This window comes from Longimicrobium sp., from assembly GCA_036389795.1.
In the GTDB taxonomy this organism is placed as follows: Bacteria; Gemmatimonadota; Gemmatimonadetes; order Longimicrobiales; family Longimicrobiaceae; genus Longimicrobium.
This window is the reverse complement of the sequence record DASVWD010000038.1, coordinates 1-20668: the sequence shown is the minus strand read 5'-3', so window position 1 is coordinate 20668 and position 20668 is coordinate 1. Positions and strand designations below refer to the sequence as shown.

The window sequence follows — 20668 nt, the reverse complement described above, 5'->3', positions numbered from 1 at the left end:
GGATCGTGGTCGGGTCCGTCGCAAAGGCGGCCGGGTTCGTCGCGCTTCGACCGGCATCGGCGCGGCCGCGAGGAGCCCCCCTCCCCGGCCCTCCCCCCGCTGCGCGGTGGGAGGGAGAACTACACGTGGCCGAGGGTGGCGCGACGCGCGGAACTCGTCCCCCGGAGTCCGCGAAGGCGGACTTTGCGCCGTCGTAGCCCCCGATTTCAACCGGGGACAACCGGCGGGGCGACGAACGGGCTGCGAACGGCGTCGAACATGGCCACGCCGCCGGGCCGCAAGATGCCGCAGCCCCCGCCCCGCGCGCAACCGAAGCGCGAAGGCGGGGGCTCTCGATCGTCGTACTCCCGTACTTTCGTACTCCGTACCTCGCACCCTACTCGTACCGCAGCGCCTCCACCGGATCCAGCCGCGCCGCCTTGTTCGCCGGGTAGAGCCCGAAGACGATGCCGGTGAACGCCGCGATCGCCAGCGCCCAGAGGACCGACGAGAGCGGCACCGCGGCGGGGACGGGGGTGAACGCCTTGAGCAGGAGCGCCCCGCCCGCCCCGAACAGCAGCCCGAACACCCCGCCGATGAAGGTGACGGTGGTGGACTCCACCAGGAACTGCCAGAGGATCTCGCTCCTGCGCGCGCCCAGCGCCTTGCGCACCCCGATCTCGCGCGTGCGCTCGGTCACCGAGATCAGCATGATCCCCACCACGCCCACGCCGCCCACGATCAGCCCGATCCCCGAGAGCACCGTCATCACCAGGCGGATCGCCCCCGTGATGCCGCCGACCAGGTTCACGAACGCCTCCTGGCGCACCAGGGCGAAGTTGTTCTCGTCGCCCGGCTTGAGCCGCCGGAGGGTGCGCATGGCCATGGTCACCTCGTCCATGGCCTCGTCCTGCGTGTGCCCCGGCGCGGGGACGATCCACAGCTCCACCCACTCGTCGTAGATCGGGAGGAACTTGAAGGCGGCGGTGGCGGGGACGATGGCCCAGATCGGCCTGCCGCCCTGGAAGACGTTGGGCTTGGGCTTGTAGACGCCAACCACCTCGAACACGTTCCCGGCCATCCGCACCTGCTTCCCCACCGCGCCCGCCTCGCCGAAGGCGCGCTTCGCCAGCTCCTCCGAGAGCACCGTCACCGGGGCCGAGCGCTCCAGGTCGGAGGGGAGGAAGTTGCGCCCCTCCAGGAAGTCGCCCTGCCAGTAGGTGGTCCAGTCGATGCCCATCGCGATCACCTGGACCCCCGCCAGCTCCTTCGCGCCCACCTTCAGGTCGGCCGTCGCCGGCGCCATCGGGGTGGCGCTGCGCACCGAGGGAAGCTCCTCCAGCATCCGCCCCTCGGCCAGCGTGATCTTGGGCTTGCCCGCGAAGGGGTCGTCGTCGGTGAAGCGGATCTGCGTCTCGTCGACGCGGGTCATCTTGAAGTTGGCGGGGCCGATCGCCTCGAAGTTGTCGGCGATCCCCGCCTCCACCCCGTTCATGATCGCGCCCATCCCCGTGACGGTGGCCACCCCGATCCCGATCCCCAGGATGGTGAGGAAGGCGCGCACCTTGTCGGAGCGCAGCGCCGCGATGGCGATCTGCACCCCCTCGCGCGTGCTCTGCAGGTTCACGGCTCGCTCCTCACTCGGCCCGGAGGGCCACGATCGGGTCCAGCCGCGAGGCGCGGTACGCCGGGTACACCCCGGCCGCCAGCCCCACGCCCACGCCCAGCCCCACCGCCAGCGCGATCGACCAGGGCGCCACGCTGGTGGGGAGCGGCGTGGCGGCCTGCACCGCCTTGGCCAGCAGCACTCCCAGCCCGATCCCCAACAGCGCGCCCGTGCCGGAGAGCGCCGACGCCTCGAAGAGGAACTGGAGGAGCACGTCGCTCCGGCGCGCCCCCAGCGACTTGCGGATGCCGATCTCGCGGGTGCGCTCGCTCACCGACACCAGCATGATGTTCATGATCACCACGGCGCCCACCACCAGGCTGATCCCCACCAGCCCGGGGAGCGCCAGCAGCAGGATCTGACGGATCTTGGTCCAGAAGGAGAGCGACTCCTCGGCCGTCTCCAGCGCGAAGTCGTTCGGGTCCCGCGGGCCGAGCCCGTGGCGGACGCGCATCAGGCTCTCCAGCTCGGCCTTGGCCAGCGGGATCAGCCGGTCCTCGGGGACCTTGAAGGTCAGCTCGTCCACCGTCCCCCGGCGGCCGTTGTTCACGAAGCCGTCCAGGTCGGAGCGGATCGGGGCGATCGCCTGGTTGTCCAGGCTCATCCCGAAGAGCTTCCCCTGCTTCTCCAGCACCCCGATCACCCGGTAGGGGAAGTTGCGGATGCGCACCTCCTGCCCCAGCGGGTCGCGGTCCTCGAAGAGCGCCGCCGCCACGTCCTTGCCGATCACCACCACCGGGAGGCCCATCTCGTCCTCCTGGCGGTTGAAGGGGCGGCCGCTCTCCAGCGCCATCTCGCGCACCTGGAACCAGGAGGCGCTGGCGCCGGTCACCCACACGTTCTGGGCCTCGCGCCCGCGCGGCCCCAGCACCCGGGTCATGTTGCTGGCGGAGAGGGCCACGGTGCCCGGCGTCTCCATCCGCTCCGCCAGCCAGTCGGCGTCTTCGAAGCGGATCCGCGGCCGGCGCCGCCACTCGCGCCACGTCTGCGCGTCGGCGTCGTCGATCTGGGGCCACCGGCGCAGCGTCACCGAGTTCACCCCGTAGACGAGCCCCTTGAACTCCTTCTCGACGTACTGGTTCATCCCCTCGATCAGGGTGATCACCGCGATCAGGAAGGTGACCCCCACCACGGTGCCCAGCACGGTGAAGAAGCCGCGCAGCTTGTGCGCGCGGATGGCCTCGAAGGCCATGCGCAGCGCCTCGCCCGAGCGCATGTCCTCACGCCTCCGTGAGCGCCGGCTCGGGCTCGGCCGCGGCCGCGCGGGCGCGCGCGGGGGTGGGCACCTGCGCCCGGTCGCTCTCGATCCTGCCGTCGCGCAGCGTCACCACGCGCGCGGCGTGGGCCGCGATGTCGGCCTCGTGGGTCACCATGATGATGGTCTGCCCCTCGGCGTTCAGCCGCGCGAAGAGCCCCATGATCTCCTCGGAGGTGGTGGAGTCCAGGTTCCCCGTGGGCTCGTCGGCCAGGATGATGGAGGGGCGCGTCACCAGCGCGCGGGCGATGGCCACCCGCTGGCGCTGCCCGCCCGAGAGCTCGTTGGGGCGGTGGTCCATGCGGTCGCCGAGCCCCACGTGCACGAGCGCCTCCTCGGCCCGGGCGCGGCGCTCCTTCCGCCCCACCCCGCCGTAGACCAGCGGCAGCTCCACGTTCTCGAGCGCCGTGGAGCGGGGGAGGAGGTTGAAGGTCTGGAAGACGAAGCCGATCTCGCGGTTGCGCACGCGGGCCAGCTCGTCGTCGTTCATCCCCGCCACCTTCTGCCCGTTCAGCACGTACTCGCCCGCCGTGGGCGAGTCCAGGCAGCCGATCAGGTTCATCAGCGTGGACTTCCCCGACCCCGACGGCCCCATGATGGCCACGTACTCCCCGCGGAAGATCCTGAGGTCCGCCCCCTGCAGCGCGCGCACGACTTCCGCGCCCATCTCGTAGTGCTTCTGCAGGTCGCGCGTCTCGATGATCGGAGTCCCCTCGACCGGCGCCCCGCCGTTGCCGCTCACGAGCCCCTCCGGGCCCGGCCGCGGCCCCTGGCGCCCCCGGCCTCTTCGGTGCGCACCGGGTCGCTGTCCTCCAGCTCGCGCACGGCCTGGAAGGTCCCCGACACCACCGTCTCGCCGCCGCGTAAGCCCCGCTTCACCTCGAAGTACTCGTCGCCGGTGATCCCGGTCTCCACCGGCACCCACTCCGCCTTGCCGTCCCGGACGACGAAGACGCCCTGCACCTCCGCGTCCTCGGTGCCCCTCTGCTGGCCGCCGGCCTGGCGCACGCGGTCCTTGCGCTCCTTCTCCTCCTCCGCGTCGCCCGCCTTGAAGCGCTTGCCCGCGCTGTCGCGCACGGTGAGCGAGATGATGGGGATCGCGAGCGCGTTCGTCCGCTGGTCGGTGACGATCTCGGCCGTGGCCGAGAGGTCGGGGCGCAGCGCCTCCGGCGGGTTGTCGAGCGTCACCACCACCTCGTAGTCCACCGACTGCTGGTCGCCGCCGCCCGCCTGCTGCGCCGCCGTCTGCAGCGCGCTGTTGGCGATGCGGGTGACCCGCCCCGAGAACGTCTGCCCGGCGAAGGCGTCGATCTTCACCGACGCGCTGTCGCCGGCCGAGATGCGCGGCAGGTCGGTCTCGTCGACGCGCACCTTGGCCTCCATCACCGTCAGGTCGGCGATGGTGAGCAGGAGCGAGCCCGGGTTGTTCATGGTGCCGATGATCGCCGTCTCCCCCTCCTCGATGTTGAGCCGGGTGACGCGGCCGCTCATGGGGGCGCGGATGGTGGTCTTGGAGAGGTTGTCGCGCGCCTGCGAGAGCGAGGCCTGCGCCTGCTGCACCGAGTAGCGGGCCGCCTGCACGCCGGCCTCGGCCACCTGCGCCTGGGTGCGGGCCTGGTCCACCTCCTGGGCCGAGATCAGCTCGCGCCCCTGCGCCAGCATCTCGGCGCGCCGCAGGTCCGCCTGCGCCTTCAGCTGCTGGGCGCGGGCCTCGGCCTCGCGGGCGCGGCTCTGCGCGACGGCCGCCTCGGCCTGCCGCACGGCCGCCGCGTACTGGCTGGGGTCGATGCGCAGGAGCAGGGCGCCGCGGTCCACCCACTGCCCCTCCTCCACCGCCAGCTCGATCACGCGCCCCGAGATGTCGGCCGAGATGTCGACCTTGCGCTTGGGCTCGATCTTCCCGCTGGCGGTGACGATCGACACCAGGTCGCGCCGCCCCACCGTCTCGGTGCGCACCTCGCGCCCGCCCCGCTGCCCGTTGCCGGCCAGCGCGACCGCGGAGAGGATCGCGATCGCCGCGACCACCCCCAGGGCGATCAGCAGCTTCTTCATCTTGGTCACCGTTCGGCTGTCCGTCAGAGCGTGTATCGTGAAGACCCGCGAGAGAGACGTGAGTGCGTGAGTGCGCTGGGGCCGGGAGCAGGGACGCACTTCCGCACTACCGCACTCACGCACTGCGGTTTGGGCGTGTCCCTCCGCTGCGCTCCGGGCCGGGCTGCGCGCGCCGTAGGGCACGATACCGCTGTGCCCAACGGCGCCGGGACCCGGTCGCGCCCAACCCCACGGCGCGCCCGGGTCCCGGCCCTCCGGGCGCGCATCCCTCACGCAACTTCAGGTGACAGGGGACAGGTGACAGGGGACAGCCGGCGACCGCCTCTGCTCCCGTCCCGCCGTTCAGCACTCAGCACTCAGCACTTCGCACTTCCCTACCGCAGCCGCCGCCCCACCAGCGCCTCCAGCGCCGCCAGCGACTTGTGGTAGGCGAAGATCGCGTCGATGCGCGCCCGCTCGGCCTCGGAGAGGGAGGTCTGCGCGTCGGTCACCTCCACCGAGCTCGCCACGCCGAAGCGGAAGCGCTCCTGCGCCAGGCGCAGCTCCTCGGAGGCCTTCTGCACCACCTGCTCCTGGAGCTGGGCCGTCTCGTAGGCCGTCTGCACCGCCAGCAGGGCGCCCGCGATGTCGGTGCGCAGGTCCAGCTCCTGCCGCTGCACCGCCAGCTCCGCGTCCTGCGCCTGCACCCGCGCCTCCTCGATCTGCCGCTCGCGCTGCAGCCCGTTGAAGATCGGCAGCGACAGCGAAAGGCTCGCCGTCATCGGCTGCGTGCTGAAGCCGAAGGGGAAGCTGGGGTTCTGCGAGCGCACGGAGCGGCGCACGCTGTCGGCCACCGTGGGGAGCTGGGTGTTGAACGGCGAGCAGTCCTCCTCGGGCTTGCCCAGCAGCCGGTTCAGCTCGTTGCCCTGCAGGCACCCGTTGAACTGGCCCTGGGTGTTGCGCAGCTCGCTGGCGATGAGCGGGTCCAGGTCGCCCGCCGAGTACACCGACCCGCCGAAGCCCATCCGGAAGGAGACGCTGGGCAGGTACTGGGTGCGCGCGGCGCGCACCCCGGTGCGGGCGGCGCGGGCGCTGGCGCGGGCGGCGTCCAGGTTCGGGTTCCCCGCCAGCGCCATCGCCACCAGCTCGTCGGCGCTCCACCTGGGCGCGAAGAGCTGGAAGGTGGAGGCGAGCTTCGTGTCCGGCGGCAGCAGGGTGCCCATCAGCCGCCCCAGCCGGAGCAGCTCGGTCTGGTAGGTGTTCTTGCGCTGCACCACGGCCACCGCGGCCTGGCCGCGCTGCACCTCGGCGCGGCGCAGGTCCAGCGGGGTGCCGGCGCCCACCTCCAGGCGGGCCCGGGCCAGCCGCTCGTGCTCCTGCGTGCGTCCCACCTCGCGCTCGGCCTGCGCCACCTGCTCCAGCGCCTGCAGGGCGGTGAGGTACTGCTGCGACACCTGGCTCACCAGGTTGGCCTCGTAGCCCTCGATGCGCTCGCGCGTGGCGCGGTCGTTGGCGCGGGCGATGGCCGGCTCCATCAGCTTCTGGCCGTCGAGCCGGTAGCCGATCCCCAGGTTGTAGCTCGACGAGTAGTAGGGCGGCGAGCTCTGCGCCAGGCGGAACGCCCCGGCGCGCTGCTCGCCGGGGGCCTGGTAGCCCAGGCTCCCCGACACGTCGGCCGAGGGGAGGAAGTCGAAGCGCGCCGCGCGCAGCGCCGCCCGCGTGCTGCGGACGTCGTTGCGCTGCATGAGCATGTCGGGGTTGCGCTCGCGCGCCGTGGCCACCGCCTGCTCCAGCGTGAGCGTGGGCCCGTCGGTCCGCACCGACGCGGCGGCCGGGGCGGGCGGCGGGGGCGGGGTGACCTGCGCGGCCAGGGCGGCCGGCGCGGCCAGGGCGAGGGCGAGCGCGGCGCCGGGGCGCCGAAGGAGGGTGCGCATGGGTTCTACGGGGTTGAAAACGCGAGCGTACGGGCGGCCCCCGCCGCGGACGGGGCGGAAGTACGGGGACCGCCGGGAAAAGTTTCAGGCTCCGGCGCCGCCGCCGGCCACGCCCATCAGCAGCCCGGCCACCAGGCCGATGCCGATCACGAGGGCGAAGAGCACGGCGGCCGGGAGCCCCCAGCCGCGGCGGCGGTTCACCACCGCGCCGCCGATGGCCAGCAGCAGCACCCACCAGATCGTGAACGGGCCGAGCGCGCGCAGCACTCCCAGCAGCGGCCCCGGCTCCAGGTCGGGCGTCAGGACGGACAGGTCGAGCGTCAGGTCCAGCCGCCCCGAGGCGAACTGGAGGAGGCTGATCACCAGGTAGCCCAGCGAGGAGGCCAGCGACGCCCAGGCGGCCACGCCCACGTGCTTCAGGTAGCCGGCGTCGCCGCCCAGCATCACCCCGAAGAGCACCCAGAGGATGGCGCCCACGATGAACGGCATGACCGCGGTGGAGACGAGCCCGCCCACCAGGAAGAAGACGCGGGTCATGGCCACCTGCGCCTCCATGGCCCCGGGCGGCGGCGTGGCCGTCTGCCCCATGCGGCGGGCCTGCTCCAGCGAGAAGTCCATGAGCTGCTGGTCGGAGACCAGCGCCAGCCGCAGCGCCTCGACCACGGCGACGAAGAGGAACCCGACCAGGATCGGCGCCAGCCAGGCCGCCGCGCGGTCGTCTTCGCGCAGCTCCGCGAACAGCCTGCCGGGCGAGAAGAAGAGGTCCGCCACGCGCTGGGGCAGGGAGCTCGGCCGCGGCGGCTCCGCCACGCCGGGCGCGTCACCGGGGTGGGCGACGGTGATGGACATGGTCCGTGTTTCAGGCGTTTCGGTCGCGGGGCGAGCCGCCCCGGCGGGAAGGGGACCGTTCAATATAACCCGCGGCGCGGGGCGTGTAAACGACCGTGCTTCGCGGTAAAATCCTGCGCGGGCGTGAGTTGCAGCTCGGTGGCGGGAAGTGCGCGGCGCCGGCGGGAGACCCTCCCTCCGGCGCCGCGGATCCGCTCCCGTGAGCCCTCGATTTCAGCGGGGGAGCTCGGTGCGGACGGCCTGGTAGCCGCGGGCCGGGATCTCGACCTTGACCACGCGGTTCAGGGCGTCGACCCAGACGTGGTGCTCGCCGCCGTCCTGGAGCTGCACCACCAGGTGGAAGAGGCGGGCGCTCCTGTCGCCGACCTGCACCGTCTCCTGGCCGCGGTCGGCCACGGTGGCCATCACCTGGCGGTTCTCGCGGGGGACGATGACGGGGACGCGCCCCGAGTGGAGCCGCTGGGCGAGGAAGTAGTAGAGGTGCGCCACCCCCTCGTCGAGCACCACGGCGCCGGAGCTGGCCACGTACTCGCGCAGCTGCTCGCCCGAGGCGGTGACGATGCGGGCGCTCACCCGCCCCTGGCCGATGTCGCCGGCGATGCGCCCCGGGGCGTCGCCGCCCACGTCGATCTCGTAGCGCACGGGGTCGGCCTGGAGGCCGGTGGCGCGCAGCCGCGGCCGGAGCTCCAGCGAGCCGCTCGGCAGGCGCAGGCTCACGCGGCCGCTGGCCAGGTACACCACGCCGGTGCCGCTGCCGGTCTGCTGGATGCGGAACTGCTCGGTCCCCACCTCCTGCCCGCCCACGCTCACGCGGAAGGTGCCCGAGTCGGCGGGCTCGGCCTGCGCCAGGAGCGGCGCGGCGGCGAGCCCGGCGAAGAGGGCGGCGGCGTGGAGGAGCGCTCTATGCTGGGTCATCACACGTCCTTTGGGTTCGCGGAAGCGCCGGTTGGGTACCCCGGCAGGGGGGCGGGGGTTTCGGGTACGGGGTACGGAGTACGGAGTGCAAGGACAGTGCGAAGTGCGCGGTGCGAAGTGCGAAGTGCGGTGTGCAAAGTGCGAAAGGTCGAGGCGCTGCGACGGGATCGGCGTCGCGCGGGGGCCCTTTCCCTGGCGCCTGAGGCGCTGTTCCAGGACAGCCCGGGGGAGAGACCTCCTCGCCGCGGGGAGACGGGACCTGTCCTTCGCGGCGGACGCAGGGACGCGCGCAGGGGCCCCTCATCCGCCGCCTCGGAGCGGCGACCCTCTCCCGACTTCGGGGCCCGGCTTCGGGAGGGGTGGACTTTACGTCTGGTACGAGGATGGAGGTCGGTGCCAGCTGTTCCCTGTCTCCTGCTTTTGCGTGAGGGATGCGCGCCCGGAGGGCCGGGACGGCGCCGCCACAGGGGTATCGTGGCGGCGGTGGCCCGGCGCCGTTGGGCAGCGTCGTTTGCTGCCCTACGGCGCGCGCAGCCCGGCCCGGAGCGCAGCGGAGGGACACGCCCGGAACCGCGGTGAGAAGTGCAAGGTGCCGAGTGCCAAGCCCATGCGGGCGATCCCGTACCTCGCACCCCGTACTCCGTACCATCGCACTTCGCACTTCGCACCTCGCACTTCCGCACTCACGCTCCTTCGGTCGGCGCGGGGGGCGGGGCGATGAACACCTTGTGACGGATCTTCTGCAGGATATGTTCGTACATCTGCCTGCCTTTTTCGGCGCTGGCCCGCGTGGGGCGCCCCACGGAGCCGGGACACCCCTCGGGGAGCCGCGCCAGCCGGGCCACGGGGCGCCCGCCGGTGGGGACGTCCACGGGGAAGTCGCGCGCCCGGTCCATGCGCACCGCCTCGGGGCGCAGGTGCAGCACCAGCGAGGTGAGCGCCTCGCCGGCGTGCTCCGGCCCCCCTTCCGCTTCCAGGAATTGAGACAGGTCCACCGACAGCGCCTCCACCACCCGCACCCGCGCCCCGGCCGTACGCACCGTGGCCAGCGCCTCGACGTGCGGGTCGAAGCGGTTGGCCGTTACCGCGATGAACTCCTCGAAGCCCTGGCAGCTCCACGCGGCCAGCAGCTCGTTGAGCGCGCGGTGCAGCGTCTTGGGCCTCAAGCCCGCCGTGCCGGCCATGTCGCGCTCGCCGGGGACGGTGACGCCGTAGTGGAAGGTGGGCGCCCGCAGCACGCCGAACTCGCGCGCCAGGTCGGCCACCAGCGCCTCCACCACCACGGTGCCCGCGCCCACGGGGAGGTGCGGGCCGTGCTGGTCGCACGCGCCCACCGGCACCAGCAGGCGCCGGTCGGTGGCCAGGTGCGCGGCCACGTCGGTCCAGGGGAGGTCGGCCAGGGCGTAGCTCCTGGGGGGCGCGGTCGTGGCTGAGGTCATCGCTCGGGCGTCCTGGGAGGTGGAGGGCCCCGCCTCCGCCCGCCCCGCCGCGCGCCGGCCGGGGGGCGACGTGCTGGCGTGGGCGGGCGCCTGGGGCGCGGTGCTGGCGCTGGCGGCGTGGACGGCCGGGCTCTCGGCCGGGTGGCTCGCCGCCGCCGCCGTGGGCACGCTGCTCTGGGCGCTCTTCGCGCGCGCGGGGCGCTCCTGGCGCGTGGGGGCGGCCGCGGCGCTGGTGGCCGCCGTCAGTATAGGGGGCGCGGTGCAGTTTCGCCTGGGGCAGGTGGCGGGCGACTGGCCCCGGGTGCGCCGCGCGGCCGAGGACCGCGCCGAGGAGGAGCTGCGCGGCGGGCTGAACGGCCTCTTCGACGCCGGCTCGCGGGCGGTGGACTCGGCGGCCGCGCTGGCGGGGCGCGCGCCCGCGGCCACCGCGGGGCTCTTCCAGCGGGTGGAGGAGGCCCGGCGCGCCACCGGGGTGAGCGCGCTGGCCGTGTACCTCCCCGACGGCTCGCCGCTGGTGTGGGCGGGCGAGCACCGCGGCTCGGTCCCCGACTCGGTGCGCGCGGGGCTCCTGGCCGAGAGCTTCTCGGCGGGGCCCCTCTTCGGCTACGTCTACTTCGCCCGGCCGCTCGCCGGGGGGCGGGTGGCGGTCTCGGCGGTGCTGCTCGACGCGCACGTGGCGGTGGGGGAGGGCACCCGCCCCTACGCGGAGCGCTTCGCCGCGCGCTTCGGGGTGCGCCCGCGCTTCATCCGGCCGGACCTGGCGCCGCCGGGCGAGTCGGTGTGGGACTGGTCGTCCGCCGACGGGCGGGTGATCCTCAGCGTCCTCTTCGCCACCATCACCCAGGAGCGCTGGCGCGAGCGGGTGGCCTCGCGCGGGCGCTGGACGGCCGCGGCGGCGTGGCTCGCGGCGGCGCTCCTGCTGGCCCTGGCCTGGTACCGGGGCGGGGCGGGGCCGCCCGGGATCCCCGTGGGCGTGCTCACCGTCTCGCTCCTGGTCTTCCCCCTGGACCGGATGACCGGGGCGGAGGCGTTCTCGCCGCTGGGGTTCGTGCTCCCCGTGCTCCCGGGCGACGTGAGCCTGGGGCAGCTGCTCGTCTTCCTGGCCGGCGTGGCCGTCTGGATCCTCTCCCGCCCGCGGGTGGGGCGGCCGCTGGCGGCGCTCGCGCTCCCGGTGCGCGCCGCGCTCGCCGCCCTCGTGCTGGTGGGGGCGCTGTGGACGGTGCGCGAGGCGGTGGCGCCGGGGGTGCTGGCGGCGCGCTCGGCGGGGGGCGCCGCGCTCATCCTGGCGCTCTCCCTCCTCGCCTCGGTCCCCCTCCTGGCGCTGCTGGACCCCTCGGAGCGGGCGATGCCGTGGCGGCGGCGGATGGTCCTGGTGGTGCTGGCGCTGGCGGTGGCCGCCGCGCTCGCGCTGGGGGTGCTCCTCTGGTGGCGCCCCGGGCGCGAGGCGCCGCTCTGGACCGCGGCGCTCTGGGCGGTTCCCTTCGCGCTCGCCGCGGCGGCGCTCAGCCGGGCCGAGGTGGGGCGCGGGGCGCTCTTGCCCTGGGTGGTGGTGGGGTGGATCGGGACGACGCTGGCGCTGCCGCAGCTCTGGAGCCTGCACCTGAACGCCCGGCTGCAGGAGGCCGGGCGCGAGCTGGCGCGCCTGGGCGCGCAGCCCGACCCGTACCTGGACTTCCTCCTGCGCGACTTCGCCGAGGAGGTGCTGCGCCACGCGGCGGAGGGGCGCGAGGGGGTGAGCCTCCTCTACCAGTCGTGGGTGGAGGCGGGGGAAGGGGGGCTGGCGCAGGAGGGGTACGAGGCGAGCGTGACGCTCTGGGACGGCGAGGTGCCCGAGGCCGAGCTGCGGCTCACCGACGCGCCGGTGCCGCGCGACCGGCTGGACGAGGTGCTGCGCCGCGCGCGGGCGGCCGAGGAGCCGATCGTGGAGCGCTTCACCGACCAGGAGTGGCTGCACTACCTGCTGGCCGTCCCCCTCCCCGGCGGTCGCACGGTGACGGCCGCCGTCCCGCCGCGCCGGCACCTGGGGCCCTCCACCCAGCTCTCGCGCTTCCTGGAGCCGGCGGGCGAGGGCGAGGCCGGCGAGGCGGCCTCCCTCTCGCTCCTCCCCCCGGCGGACGGGCGCGCGCCCCCGCCCGACTCCCTGCGCTGGGGGGCGGCGCCGGGGGGGTGGCAGAGCGAGGCGGTGGTGCGCTTCCCCGTGGGGCCCGAGCACGCGCACCTGCTGGTGCCCGCGCCGCCCGGCCCGATCCTGCTGGCGCGGGGGGTGCTGGCCATGGCGCTGGTGCTGGCCGTGCTCACCGTGCTCTGGGCGGTGGCGCGCTCGCTCTGCGGCGAGCCGCTGGGGCTCGAGTCGGGGCAGTGGGGGTGGTTCTGGACCTTCCGCGGGCGGCTCACGCTCACCCTCTTCGTCTTCTTCCTGGTCCCCATGGCGGCGTTCGGCGCCACGGCGTACCGCACGCTCTCGCGCGAGGTGGCGCGCACGGCCGCCGCGCTGGCCGAGCGGGTGCTGGCGCAGTCCGCCGCGGAGTACCAGGGGGCCAGCCTGGGCGAGCTGGCGCGGCACGTGGGGGCCGACCTCCTCCTCTACCAGCGCGGGGTGCTGTCCCGGGCGGCGGCCGCGGAGGTGATCGAGCTGGGGCTCTACCACGCCTGGCTCCCGCCGCGCGTGTACCTGGAGTTCAAGGTGGGCGAGGCGGTGGAGGCCCAGGAGGAGCGCCGGCTGGCGGGGCACGACTACCTGGTGGCGTACCGCCGGCTCGGCCAGTCCGACGACGTGCTGGCCTCGCCCACCCCGCTGGCCTCGGGCGAGATCGCCCGGCGCCAGCGCGAGCTGGCCGACGTGGTGCTGCTGGCGGTGCTCTTCGGGGCGGCGTTCTCGGTGGTGCTCTCGCTCCTGGTGGGACGCGCCCTCTCGCGCCCGATCGAGGCCATGGGCCGCGCGGCGGCCAGCGTGGGCGAGGGGAACCTGCGGGTGCGGCTGCCGGCCCGGCGCAAGGACGAGTTCGGCCCGCTCTTCCGCACCTTCAACCGCATGGTGCGGGGACTGCGCGAGACGCAGGACGCGCTGGTGAGCGAGACGCGGCGCACCGAGGCGATCGTGGCCGAGGCGGGCACGGGCGTGGTGGCGCTCGACGCGGCCGGGCGGGTGGCGCTCATCAACCCGCGCGCCAACCAGATCCTGGGGGTGGAGGTGGAGGCGGGCGGGCGCATCCCCGAGGAGTTGCCGCTCCCCGCGGCGGTGGCGGCCACGGTGCGGGGCTTCCTGGCCTCGGGGGCGCGCGAGTGGACCGAGGAGCGCGAGGTGGACGCGCGGGTGGTGCGGCTCCGGCTCCGGCGGCTGGCCACCGAGGAGGGGGAGCGCGGGGCGGTGCTGGTGCTGGAGGACGTCACCGCCGAGATCCGCTCGGCGCGGGTGCTGGCCTGGGGCGAGATGGCCCGGCAGGTGGCGCACGAGATCAAGAACCCGCTGACGCCGATCAAGCTGGCGGTGCAGCACATCCGCCGCGCCTGGGGCGACCGCCGCGACGACTTCGGCGCCATCCTGGACCGCAACGTCGAGGCGGTGCTGCGCGAGATCGACCGCCTGGGCGGGATCGCCCGCGCCTTCAGCCGCTTCGGCACGCCGTCGGAAAGCGGCGAGCCGCTGGAGCGGGTGGACGTGCGGCGCGTGGCCGAGGACACGCTGGCGCTCTACCGCGGCGGCGACGACGGGATCGCCTACGTGCTCGACGTGCCGCCGGGGCTGCCGGAGGTGCGCGCGCGCGAGGGCGAGCTGCGCGAGGTGCTGGTGAACCTGCTGGAGAACGCGCGCGGGGCGCTGGACGGCGGCGGCGAGGTGCGGATCGCGGCGGCCCCGGCGGGCGGCGGGGCGTGGCTCGGGCTGGACGTGAGCGACACGGGCGAGGGGATCCCGCCGGAGCTGCTGCCGCGCATCTTCGAGCCCCGCTTCTCCACGCGCACCAGCGGCACGGGGCTGGGGCTCGCCATCGTGCGCCGCCTGGTGGAGTCGTGGGGCGCCGAGATCACCGTCGACTCCACCCCCGGCGAAGGCACCACGGTGCACCTGCGGCTCCGGGTGGAGGACGGGGCGGAGCCCTGACGCGGACAGCGAGACGACCTGCATCAACGTCTTCGTTCGCTGCACATCTTGCATATGCTGCACTTATAGGATAAGTTGCTTCCAGCGTTCAACGTGGAGGTGCAGCCATGCTGCTGGATGAGAAGATCGACGTTCTTGAGCCCACGCCTTCCGCCGTAAAGGCCGCGCGCCAGAGCCGCGGAGTTTTTGCCGAAGCCGTGGAAAAGATCGGAGGCAGGACCCGACACGGTCCGGTTCACCTTGAGGAGGTTGACCTGCCTGCGGAGGTGGTGCGCGCGCTGGCTCGCATCCTGGACGAGCTCGCCGAGGGCCGCACCGTCGCCGTCCATCGGGTGGCGGATGAGGACGACGAGGTCACGACCAACCAGGCCGCGCGCATCCTGGGGATGTCGCGTCCGACGTTGATCGACATCCTGGACAGAGAAGGGATTCCGTATCGGATGGTCGGCACCCACCGCCGCATCCCGCTCTCCGCATTGTTGGAGTACAGGAAGAAGATGGAGCGTGGGGGCGTGCGGACGCGTGGTCCTTCCCGCGAAGAGCGGCTGCGTGGCCTCGAAGAGATGGCGGATTTCACTGACAGGCTGGGTCTCGGCTACTGATGCCGCGGTGTCCGACCGCTGTTCTGGATGCCAACGTTCTTTTCCCTTTCCAGCTCCGGAACTTCCTGCTCCACCTGGCGGTGGATGGGATGTACGATCCGCTCTGGTCGGAGGAAATCGTCGAGGAGTGCGTGCGCAACCTCCGCGGGAGAGCGGGGATGAGCGAGGAGCAATGCGCCCATCTCGTCACTCAGATGCGCACGTACTTCCCGGATGCATGGGGATCGGGATACGCGAGGCGCGCAGATGCGCTCGTGCTGCCCGATGAGGGTGACCGCCACGTCGTGGCGCTCGCGGTGCACTATGAAGCGGAATTTATCGTCACCCGGAACCTGAAGCACTTCCCTCCCAACGTCCTCGGGCCCGCCGGAGTGGAGCCAGTCGATCCCGACCGTTTTGTGGAACTACTCTGGGATCGGGACTCCGTAAATGTCGTCCAAGCCGCTGAGCGCCACCGTCTGTCCCTCAAGCGGCATCCGCTCACGCCAGCCGGATACGTCGACTCTCTACGTCAGCATGCCGGCCTCCCGCGAGTCGCCGAGTTGCTCGCCGGCTCCGGATTTCTTGATCGAAGCTGAACTGCAGGCCGGACGGGGAGAAGGCCGGTGCCGCAGGTGGAAAGTCAGCCCAGCGCCGCGCGCAGCACCTCGGCGAGGGCCGCCACGTCCCGCTCGTCGTTGTAGACGTTGGGAGCGACGCGGATAGCGTCGCCGCGCAGGGAGACGGCGATGCGGCGCTCGGCCAGGAGCCGCTGGAGGCGGGGAAGCTCCACTCCGGCCGGCAGGCGGATGCCGAAGAGGTGGGCGCCGCGCCACGGCTCGTCCTCCACCGCGTAGCCGAGCGACCTGGCTTCGGCGATCAGGCCGCGGGTGAGCTCGCGGCAGTAGTGCTGCACTTCTTCCGGGCGCCAGGCGGTGACCTGCTCCAGGGCGGCCACCAGCATCGGCATCAGCGTGAAGTTGCTGCGCTCGCTCACGTCGTAGCGCACGGCGCCGGGCTGGTAGTCGTCGGCGTAGTCCACCAGGCGCGCGAAGTCCTCGCTCCCGCGCCGCGCGAGCCAGGTCTCCTCCAGCGGCACCCCGCCGTCGAAGCGCGGCCCGTACCAGGCCAGCCCCAGCGAGTACGGCCCCAGCAGCCACTTGTACCCGGCGCAGACCAGCGCGTCGGGCCGCACGCGGCGCACGTCCAGCGGCATGGCGCCCACCGACTGCGTCCCGTCCACCACCAGCGCCGCGCCCACTTCGCGCGCCCGCTCGCCGATCCGCTCCAGGTCGAAGCGCGTGCCGTCGGCCCAGTGCACGTTGCCGAGCGCCACCAGCGCCGTCCGGCCGTCGATCGCCTCCAGCAGCCGCGCGTTCCACGCCTCGCCGCGCCCTTCCGCCGGGTCCGGGGGAGCCACGGTGCGCAGCTCCGCGCCGGCGTCGGCGCAGGCGCGCCGCCAGCCGTAGACGTTGCTGGGGAACTGCGCGTGCGCCGCCACCACGTTCTGCTCCGCGCCCAGGGGCAGGTTGCGCGCGACCGTCGCCATCGCGTACGACACGCCGGGGACGATGGCCACCCGCTCCGGCTCGTTCGAGCGGACGAGGCCCGCGAAGAGCCGCCGCGCCTTGTCCGCCTCGCTGAAGAAGTCTTCGGGCGTGATGCTGGTGGGGTCGCGCCGGCGCTGCACCGCCGCGATCCCCGCCTGCTCCACGCGCTTGAGCAGCGGGCCCATGTAGGCGCAGTTCAGGTAGTGCAGGTCTTCCGGTAGATGGAAGCGGTCGCGTTGGCAGGCCAGCATCGCGGGTCGCAAGCTCGGGCGGAGGTCGGTCGATCGGTCCGCGGAAGACTACGGCCCGGGGGCGCTTCCGGCCAGGCACTCGCGATCGATCCACATCTCCCGGAACGAGGAACGGGGACGGCCGCCCCAAGCAGCCGTCCCCGTTCTCGACAGGATGGAGTTCCGTCAGCTCGCGCGCTTGGTGGCGCGCTCGCGGGCGGCTTCGGCGGCGGTGACGGCGTCGGGCTCGCCGCTGGTGCCGGACTTCCCGCCGGGGCCGGAGTCGGGGCCCAGGCCGGGGACCTCGTCGGTCATCCGCTTCGCCCCCTCCTCGGGCTCGATCCCGCCCCCCTTCTCCACCGCCCAGGTCTGCGTGAACTCGGCGCCGAAGAGCACGATCATGGACGAGTAGTAGATCCACACCAGGATGAGCACCAGCGAGCCCGCCGCGCCGAATGCCTTCCCCGGGTCGCTGCGACCCAGGTACAGCCCCAGCAGCCCCTTGCCGATCACGAAGAGAAGCCCGGTGACGAAGGCGCCCACCCACACGTCGCGCCAGGCGATCCGCGCGTCGGGGAGGATCTTGAAGATCGCCCCGAACAGGAGCGTGACCACGGCCAGTGTGAACAGGTTCTCGATCACGAAGCTCACCGCCCCGGAGAACCATGGGAACGCCTGCTCGAGCACCCCGCTCAGCGCCGAGATCACGGTGGAGAGGACCAGCGAGACCAGCAGGAGGAAGGCGACCCCCAGGATCATCCCCAGCGAGAGCAGGCGCTTGAAAACGAAGTTCTTGATCCCGCCCTGGCTCTTGTCGGGCTCCACCTCCCAGGCGCGGTTCAGCGCCCCCTGGAGCTGGAGGAAGGCGCCCGTGGCCCCGAAGAGCAGCGCGCCGATCCCCAGCACGGCCCCGATGCCGCGTTTGGCGCCGGGGTTCTCGGCGTGGGTGATGATCGTGGCGATCTGGGCCTTCGCCTCGCTGCCGATCATGCTCCCGATCTGCCCCGTCAGCGCCTCCCGGACGTCCGCCGGGTCGAACACCGCGCCCACGATCATGAGGATCAGGATGAGCAGCGGCGGCAGCGCGAACACCGTGTAGTACGAGAGCGCCGCCGCCAGCCGCGGGCACTCGTCGTCCGAGAAGTCGCGGAACGACTGCTTGAGCAGCCCGAAGGCCTCTTTCGCGTTGATTTTCATGGGTCCCGCCCCGCGCAGCTGCGTTGACGTCGCATCCATCCCGTCGGTGGACGCGGCGACAGTTGCAAGCCCGGTTCCAGAACCTTGCGCAGAGGTGACATGGCCCCTCGCCGACGGAGGCGAAGCGGGTCCGGTTGATCGGATGCAGGAGGGCGCCGTATTCTTCGCCGCCTGACCCGCTGGCACCTGATACGGAGAACGATGCTCGAGATCGGGATCGACCCGCGGATCCGGGAGGTCGCTCCGGACCTGGTCCTGGGCTGCGTCCGCGCCGCCGTGCGCACGGAGCCGGGGAGCGAGGCGCTGGGGAGGGAGATGGAGGAGGCGGCGCGCCGCGCGGCGGAGCGGGGGACCGAGCCCGCCGCCGAGCCGCCCGTCGCCGCGCTGCGCGGGCTCTACAAGGCGCTGGGGAAGGAGCCGTCGCGCTACCGCGGCTCGCCCGAGGCGCTGCTCCGGCGCGTGCGCGCGGGGAAACCGCTCTACCGCATCCACAACGTGGTGGACGCCGTCAACCTGGTCTCCCTCGCCACGCTGCAGCCGATCGGGCTGTACGACCTGGCGCGCGTGCGGCCGCCGGTCGTGTTCCGCCGCGGCGCGCCGGGAGAGACGTACGACGGGATCGGGAAGGAGCGGCTGAACCTGGACGGCCTTCCCGTGCTGGCCGACGCCGAGGGCCCCTTCGGCAGCCCCACCAGCGACTCGCAGCGCACGATGATCACCCCCGCCGCGCGCGAGGTCCTGGCCGTCGTCTTCGGCGTCACCGGCCGCGCGGAGCTGGAGCCCGCCGTCGCGATGCTCGCCGACCTGCTCAGGCGCCACGCCTCCGCCGAGGGCGTCGAGACGGCCTGCGTCGAGTAGCGCAGCCGAACCATCGTCGCTCCACGGGAAAGAACCGGCCGCGCGGATCGCGCGGCCGGTTTCTCGTGCTCTCCAGCGGGCGGACCGCTCAGCCCGTCTCCGGCCCCGCTCCGTCGCCCCTGAGCTTGGCCATCCACCCGGGCGGGTTGCTGCCGCACTCCCGGTGCGCCGCCCCGAGCTTCGCGAGCGTGTCGGCCACCAGCGCCTGGCGGCGGTCGTTCGGCAGCCCCTCCAGCAGCACCTCGAACGCCGCCCGCGCCGTGTGCACATCGGCGCCGCCCACGGCGGCCGCGTGCCGGACGTACCAGTCCTGCATCTTCCGCAGCGTCTTGTGGCGCGGCCGGCGGCTCACCAGGGCGATCTCCAGCCCCGACGGCGTGAGCCCCGTCTCGCGCGCCACCTGCCGCAGCGAGCTGAGCTCGATCGCCAGCCGGAGCGCCGCCCGCAGCACTTCGAGCGGCACGGGTGCGCGGGGCGGCGCCATCAGCCGGGCGCCGCCCACGCCCCGCTTGGGCGTCTACACTGTCTACTATTCGCGCGGGTACACGGGAGATGTTACGCGCTCGTCCACCTTCCAACAAGGGCGGATTCTCCACGCGCCCCGGTGTTCACTTTGTACGATTTGCGCGCGGACGGCGGCGGATTCCGGCCCAGCACGGAAGGCGACGGACAAAACGGACAAAGTTGACAGCGTGGATGTCCGTCGCTACTATGCCGCCCTCCCGTTCTCTTCGTTCACTTCTCCCGTCCTCCGGAGCCTTTCCCTTGCTCGCACGAGTCCTCGCCGGCGCGGTGCTAGGCATCGACGCCTACCTGGTGACCATCGAGGCCGACGCCGCCAGCGGGCTGCCCGCCTTCTACCTGGTGGGGCTCCCCCAGGGCGCGGTGAAGGAGGCGCGCGACCGGGTGGTGGCCGCCTTCATGAACAGCGGCTACTTCCTCCCGCCGCGCCGGCTCACCGTGAACCTGGCGCCCGCCGACACCCCCAAGGCGGGGAGCGCCTTCGACCTGCCGATCGCGGTGGGGATGCTGGCCGCCACGGGGCAGCTGGACTCGGTCGAGCGGCTCGACCGCTACCTGCTGGTGGGCGAGCTGGCGCTGGACGGGCGCATCCGGCCGGTGCGCGGGGCGCTCCCCATCGCCATCGCGGCGCGCGACGCGGGGCTCGCGGGGGTGGTGCTCCCGGCCGAGAACGTGGGCGAGGCGGCGGTGGTGGACGGCATCGAGGTGCGCGGCGCCGCCACGCTCAAGGAGGTGGTGCGCTTCATGGAGGGGAGCGCCCCCCTCCCCGTGGCCACGGTGGACCGGGATGCGCTCTTCCGCGTGGCCTCGGAGCACGACGCCGACTTCGCGGACGTGAAAGGGCAGGAGCACGTCAAGCGCGCGCTGGAGGTGGCGGCGGCGGGCGGCCACAACATCCTGATGGTCGGCCCGCCGGGGTCGGGGAAGACGATGCTGGCGCAGCGCATCCCAGGCATCCTCCCGCCGCTCACCTTCGAGGAGGCGCTGGAGACCACCAAGATCCACTCGGTGGCGGGGATGCTGAACGGGGGGAAGGCCCTGGTCAGCACGCGCCCGTTCCGCAACCCCCACACGACCATCTCCGACGCCGGGCTCATCGGCGGCGGCTCCAACCCCCGGCCCGGGGAGGCGTCGCTGGCGCACCACGGCGTGCTGTTCCTGGACGAGCTGCCGGAGTTCCGCCGCAACGTGCTGGAGCAGCTGAGGCAGCCGCTGGAGGACGCGAAGGTCACGCTGTCGCGCGCCGCGGTCTCGCTCACCTACCCGTCGCGCTTCATGCTGGTGGCCGCCATGAACCCGTGCCCGTGCGGCTACCACGGCGACGGCCAGCGCAAGTGCACCTGCGCGCCGCAGGCGGTGCAGCGCTACCTCTCGCGCGTGTCGGGGCCGCTGCTGGACCGCCTGGACCTGCACGTGGAGGTGCCGGCCGTGCGCTGGCGCGACCTGGCGGACCGGCGCCAGGGCGAGCCGAGCCAGGCGATCCGCGAGCGGGTGAGCCGCGCGCGCGAGGTGCAGCGCGCGCGCTTCGCCGGCCGCGCCGACATCCACGCCAACGCGCACATG

16 protein-coding genes are annotated in these 20668 nt (G+C 73.3%); 5 read left to right on the top strand and 11 right to left on the bottom strand.

Annotation, left to right across the window (positions count from 1 at the left end):
- Positions 1 to 376: 376 nt before the first annotated feature.
- The 8 genes from VF746_04545 to VF746_04510 all read right to left on the bottom strand — a co-directional run bounded on the left by VF746_04545 (position 377) and on the right by VF746_04510 (position 10068).
- The gene (locus VF746_04545) at positions 377 to 1606 is read right to left on the bottom strand and encodes an ABC transporter permease (protein ID HEX8691665.1); all 1230 of its coding nucleotides are present in this window, start codon (positions 1604 to 1606) and stop codon (positions 377 to 379) included.
- 10 nt (positions 1607 to 1616) lie between these two features.
- Positions 1617 to 2861 (bottom strand): ABC transporter permease, encoded by a 1245-nt coding sequence (locus VF746_04540; protein ID HEX8691664.1) that lies wholly within the window; start codon positions 2859 to 2861, stop codon positions 1617 to 1619.
- A 4-nt stretch (positions 2862 to 2865) separates the two neighbouring features.
- The gene (locus VF746_04535) at positions 2866 to 3642 is read right to left on the bottom strand and encodes an ABC transporter ATP-binding protein (protein ID HEX8691663.1); all 777 of its coding nucleotides are present in this window, start codon (positions 3640 to 3642) and stop codon (positions 2866 to 2868) included.
- A complete protein-coding gene (locus tag VF746_04530) occupies positions 3639 to 4952 on the bottom strand; it encodes an efflux RND transporter periplasmic adaptor subunit (GenBank protein HEX8691662.1) in 1314 nt (437 codons plus the stop codon). Before VF746_04530 ends, VF746_04535 begins: the two co-directional genes overlap by 4 nt.
- Positions 4953 to 5326: 374 nt before the next feature.
- Positions 5327 to 6865: a TolC family protein gene (locus VF746_04525; protein ID HEX8691661.1), complete on the bottom strand. Its 1539-nt coding sequence runs from the start codon at positions 6863 to 6865 to the stop codon at positions 5327 to 5329.
- 84 nt (positions 6866 to 6949) lie between these two features.
- Entirely contained in the window at positions 6950 to 7714 is a 765-nt protein-coding gene (locus VF746_04520; GenBank protein HEX8691660.1) for a YIP1 family protein, read from the bottom strand.
- 213 nt (positions 7715 to 7927) lie between these two features.
- Entirely contained in the window at positions 7928 to 8629 is a 702-nt protein-coding gene (locus VF746_04515) for a hypothetical protein (GenBank protein HEX8691659.1), read from the bottom strand.
- A 683-nt stretch (positions 8630 to 9312) separates the two neighbouring features.
- Positions 9313 to 10068: a creatininase family protein gene (locus VF746_04510; protein ID HEX8691658.1), complete on the bottom strand. Its 756-nt coding sequence runs from the start codon at positions 10066 to 10068 to the stop codon at positions 9313 to 9315.
- On the opposite strand from VF746_04510, the gene VF746_04505 reads away from it, so the two are divergent.
- From VF746_04505 to VF746_04495, 3 genes are all read left to right on the top strand, one after another.
- Positions 10055 to 14167, top strand: coding sequence for an ATP-binding protein (locus VF746_04505; GenBank protein HEX8691657.1), 4113 nt, complete (start codon positions 10055 to 10057; stop codon positions 14165 to 14167). The two genes, VF746_04510 and VF746_04505, sit on opposite strands and share 14 nt — an antisense overlap.
- Before the next feature lie 107 nt (positions 14168 to 14274).
- Complete coding sequence (locus VF746_04500) at positions 14275 to 14769, top strand: helix-turn-helix domain-containing protein (GenBank protein ID HEX8691656.1); 495 nt, start codon at positions 14275 to 14277, stop codon at positions 14767 to 14769.
- Positions 14769 to 15347, top strand: a complete 579-nt coding sequence (locus tag VF746_04495) for a PIN domain-containing protein (GenBank protein HEX8691655.1) — start codon at positions 14769 to 14771, stop codon at positions 15345 to 15347. The genes VF746_04500 and VF746_04495 overlap by 1 nt, the downstream gene beginning before the upstream one ends.
- 44 nt (positions 15348 to 15391) lie before the next feature.
- Here the strand turns inward: VF746_04495 and VF746_04490 are convergent, their stop codons facing one another.
- Both VF746_04490 and VF746_04485 read right to left on the bottom strand, forming a co-directional pair.
- On the bottom strand, positions 15392 to 16549 hold the full coding sequence (locus VF746_04490) for an aminotransferase class V-fold PLP-dependent enzyme (GenBank protein HEX8691654.1): 1158 nt from the start codon (positions 16547 to 16549) through the stop codon (positions 15392 to 15394).
- A gap of 165 nt (positions 16550 to 16714) precedes the next feature.
- On the bottom strand, positions 16715 to 17725 hold the full coding sequence (locus tag VF746_04485; GenBank protein HEX8691653.1) for a YihY/virulence factor BrkB family protein: 1011 nt from the start codon (positions 17723 to 17725) through the stop codon (positions 16715 to 16717).
- A gap of 201 nt (positions 17726 to 17926) precedes the next feature.
- Between VF746_04485 and VF746_04480 the strand changes: the two genes are divergently transcribed.
- Positions 17927 to 18583 (top strand): phenylalanine--tRNA ligase beta subunit-related protein, encoded by a 657-nt coding sequence (locus VF746_04480; protein ID HEX8691652.1) that lies wholly within the window; start codon positions 17927 to 17929, stop codon positions 18581 to 18583.
- Positions 18584 to 18671: 88 nt separating this feature from the next.
- On the opposite strand, the gene VF746_04475 is transcribed toward VF746_04480, so the two are convergent.
- On the bottom strand, positions 18672 to 19067 hold the full coding sequence (locus tag VF746_04475; protein HEX8691651.1) for a hypothetical protein: 396 nt from the start codon (positions 19065 to 19067) through the stop codon (positions 18672 to 18674).
- 281 nt (positions 19068 to 19348) lie between these two features.
- Here VF746_04475 and VF746_04470 point away from each other — a divergent pair.
- A partial coding sequence (locus VF746_04470; GenBank protein HEX8691650.1) for a YifB family Mg chelatase-like AAA ATPase occupies positions 19349 to 20668 on the top strand: 1320 nt, incomplete at its 3' end.

Coding starts and splice junctions, on each gene's coding strand:
- VF746_04490 (HEX8691654.1), bottom strand. CDS start 16,549: ATGCTGGCCTGCCAACGCGACCGCTTCCATCTACCGGAAGACCTGCAC.
- VF746_04475 (HEX8691651.1), bottom strand. CDS start 19,067: ATGGCGCCGCCCCGCGCACCCGTGCCGCTCGAAGTGCTGCGGGCGGCG.
- VF746_04480 (HEX8691652.1), top strand. CDS start 17,927: ATGCTCGAGATCGGGATCGACCCGCGGATCCGGGAGGTCGCTCCGGAC.
- VF746_04540 (HEX8691664.1), bottom strand. CDS start 2,861: ATGCGCTCGGGCGAGGCGCTGCGCATGGCCTTCGAGGCCATCCGCGCG.
- VF746_04525 (HEX8691661.1), bottom strand. CDS start 6,865: ATGCGCACCCTCCTTCGGCGCCCCGGCGCCGCGCTCGCCCTCGCCCTG.
- VF746_04495 (HEX8691655.1), top strand. CDS start 14,769: ATGCCGCGGTGTCCGACCGCTGTTCTGGATGCCAACGTTCTTTTCCCT.
- VF746_04510 (HEX8691658.1), bottom strand. CDS start 10,068: ATGACCTCAGCCACGACCGCGCCCCCCAGGAGCTACGCCCTGGCCGAC.
- VF746_04485 (HEX8691653.1), bottom strand. CDS start 17,725: ATGAAAATCAACGCGAAAGAGGCCTTCGGGCTGCTCAAGCAGTCGTTC.
- VF746_04520 (HEX8691660.1), bottom strand. CDS start 7,714: ATGTCCATCACCGTCGCCCACCCCGGTGACGCGCCCGGCGTGGCGGAG.
- VF746_04515 (HEX8691659.1), bottom strand. CDS start 8,629: ATGACCCAGCATAGAGCGCTCCTCCACGCCGCCGCCCTCTTCGCCGGG.
- VF746_04530 (HEX8691662.1), bottom strand. CDS start 4,952: ATGAAGAAGCTGCTGATCGCCCTGGGGGTGGTCGCGGCGATCGCGATC.
- VF746_04500 (HEX8691656.1), top strand. CDS start 14,275: ATGCTGCTGGATGAGAAGATCGACGTTCTTGAGCCCACGCCTTCCGCC.